We start from the raw sequence: 509 nt of genomic DNA on the forward strand, positions 1-509 counted from the left end.
CGTGGTGCCGATCGCCCGCCGGGTGCTGCGCGACATGGTCGGCCACCTCGTCGTCGACGCGCGCCCAGCGAAACTCGGAGCGGCGATCGAGCGGATCAGGGCGAACGGCTCCCGTCTCAACCTCAACCTGCTCGGTGAGGCCGTGCTCGGCGAGACGGAGGCGCGGCGGCGGCTCGACGGCATCCACGCGCTCATCCGGCGCCCGGATGTGGACTACGTCTCGGTCAAGGTCTCGGCGATCATCAGCCACCTCTCGATGTGGGCGTTCGACGAGGTCGTCGACGAGGTGGTCGCTCGCCTCCTGCCGCTGTACGTCACCGCGGCGGCCGACGGCACCTTCATCAACCTCGACATGGAGGAGTACCGCGACCTCGACCTCACGATCGCGGTCTTCACGCGCATCCTCGAAGACCCGCGCCTGACCGGACTCGAGGCCGGGATCGTGCTGCAGGCCTACCTGCCCGACGCCCTGCCCGCCCTGCAGGAGCTCACCGCCTGGGCGCAGGACC

The 509-nt window shown here is 70.1% G+C and carries 1 protein-coding gene; it reads left to right on the forward strand.

What is annotated here, in order from left to right; genetic code table 11:
* The coding region (locus KZA10_RS17510) for a proline dehydrogenase family protein (RefSeq protein ID WP_218683545.1) at window positions 1-509 on the forward strand (509 nt) is incomplete at both ends.

The organism is Microbacterium sp. BF1 (assembly GCF_019279095.1).
GTDB lineage: Bacteria > Actinomycetota > Actinomycetes > Actinomycetales > Microbacteriaceae > Microbacterium > Microbacterium maritypicum.